Source organism: Peribacillus sp. P4_C12 (assembly GCF_056402095.1).
Genome location: NZ_JBFUIB010000559.1, coordinates 1 through 2,270, shown reverse-complemented (window position 1 = coordinate 2,270; position 2,270 = coordinate 1). Strand labels below are relative to the sequence as shown.

Genomic DNA, 2,270 nt, shown 5'->3' with positions numbered 1-2,270 from the left:
ATATTGGAACCAGCAAGCACCATATCTGGAGTTAATGAATTATTTCTCTCTTTGTCCCACATGGCTACTAAATCTGGTCTTTTTCCTAATAATGAACGTTCAAAACACACTTCTGAACCTTTGCAATATGGGCATCCTGTTCCATTAGATCTCGATGCTAATTTAGCCTCATAACTTGGATGTCCTTCTTTGCATTTCCACCATACATGCTGTCTTCCTTTTGGAGGAACATCACTAGGCTTTATATCACCGTTTAATTCATAGTCCCATTCATCGATCAACTCTGGATATACACTTGTTAAACTTTTCTTCATTTATATCACTCCCAAAAAAAACGTAGTTTATTAATTTATTCATATCCTAAATTTACAATAATTAGACAATTAAAAAGCATTCTTACTTTTATTTTTTGTAAACTACTATTGTTTTGAAGGAAGGCTTGATCAAATTAATACTAATAACCTTGATAAACAAACAATAAAAAAGAGCCTGTTTTGAAAAAAGCTTAATCAAAACAGGCTCTTAATATATTCAATTGAATCATACTTTTATAAAAAATCTTGATCATTTGTGTTCCTTAATCAACTAACTCATCCGTTAGCCATCCATGAAGCGCAAAAACCAGCGCTTCACCACATAGAATGAAAATTGGTCTCTATTTCGATAATGTTTTAATGGCTGGCGAAGAAGGTCGTTGAACTATGGTGCCTTTGAGCCCATCCGTTAGTCTAACTCCGACGACCACGGTAAACCACCTACTGTCGCGCCTCATCAACGGGCAAAATCTGCCCAAAATGAGGTTGAATTCATTCATAAGTTGTTCGGAGTAGCTGCTTAATCCCAAAGTTAACAGGGTATTACTATTCTATGGTTCTATTGCATTATTTTTGCACCAGAACCTTTTCCATACCGATCATACCCCTTTTTTAGAGTAATAGTATCAGTATGTCCAAAATTTAGAGATTACTTGCAATTATCTTGAAGTTTTTGCACCAGAACCGTATTTCTTAACCAAAATTTTTTGTATCATCACTCTGATTAACATCTTCCTTTATCATCTTCTTATCCGCTTTGCCGAAATAGGAAATTACTACAATTGTTACCAAGCTAGCTGCAAGCCCATATATGATAGGATCAGTAGATGTTATTCCTTTAACCGCAAGTCCAATTATAATTACCGCGGTACTTGCTATTATAGAGTAAAAAGCAGCTATAGCAGTAGCTTTCTTCCAGAAAAGTCCGAAAATAACAGGGAAAAAGATAGCTCCTGATAAAATAGCATACGCAACATCAAGTGCAACTAATACGTCCTTAATCCAGAGTGCACAAATAATGGTCACTATGCCAATGGTTAGTGTTGTAATCCTAGATGTCTTCAAGAGTTGCTTTTCATTCATTCCAGGGTATAGATATCCCTTAATGATATCATTAACAATTAAGGTAGAAGAGGCAAGCATTGTTCCAGAAGCAGTAGACATAATTGCTGAGGCAACACCAGCTAGAACGATGCCCAAAGCGCCGTTTGGCAATGTTTTCACTGCCATGCTAGTAAAAGCGTTCTGAGGGTCCTCTAAATTTGGAATGATGACTGCAGCACACATTCCAATTATACTCAGAGCAATTGCGTATAAAATGCAATACATTCCCGCTCCAATCGTGCCATACCGAGCTATTTTGATAGTACGTGCAGTAAATATCCGCTGCCATATATCTTGGYCTACAATGATTCCCAGACAGAAAAGCAAGAAGTATTGGATAATAACATCAGAACCAATGCTTCCCAAATCAAAATAGCTCGTTGGTAACTTTGTTTGAAGTGTCCCCCATCCTCCTGCGTTTGAATAACTCATTGGTAACAATATAAAGAAGATGCCTATGGTCATAACGACAAATTGTATAATATCCGTCATTGTTACTGACCACATTCCACCTAACATAGTATAGAAAAGTACAATTCCTCCGCCTAGAATCATGGAAATTTTTAAATCCCATCCGAGTACAACATTAAGAATCGTTCCCATCCCGATAACTGATGAAACAGATACCATCATCGTGTAAATCGCTGACACTAACGCACTAATTAACCGAGAATGTAAATTAAAGCGTTTTTCGAGCAATTCACTAATAGTCAACACTTTAAGGTTATATACTTTTTTTACTAAGAGGATACCTATCGCTAATATGCCTAAACCAATCATAAATACGAGCCATACACCCGAAAGACCAAATTGGTAGCCTAATTTTGTTGTACCAATTGTCGACGCTCCACC

General features: G+C 36.7%; 2 protein-coding genes. Both read right to left on the bottom strand.

All coding sequences use genetic code 11. The annotated features are described in order from the left end of the window. Positions 1–314, bottom strand: a 314-nt coding sequence (locus tag AC1DUW_RS26450) for a zinc-ribbon domain-containing protein (protein WP_477643885.1), incomplete at its 3' end; no start/stop codon positions are given. A gap of 693 nt (positions 315–1,007) precedes the next feature. Next, the coding region (locus AC1DUW_RS26445) for a sodium:solute symporter family protein (protein ID WP_477643884.1) at positions 1,008–2,270 on the bottom strand (1,263 nt) is incomplete at its 5' end.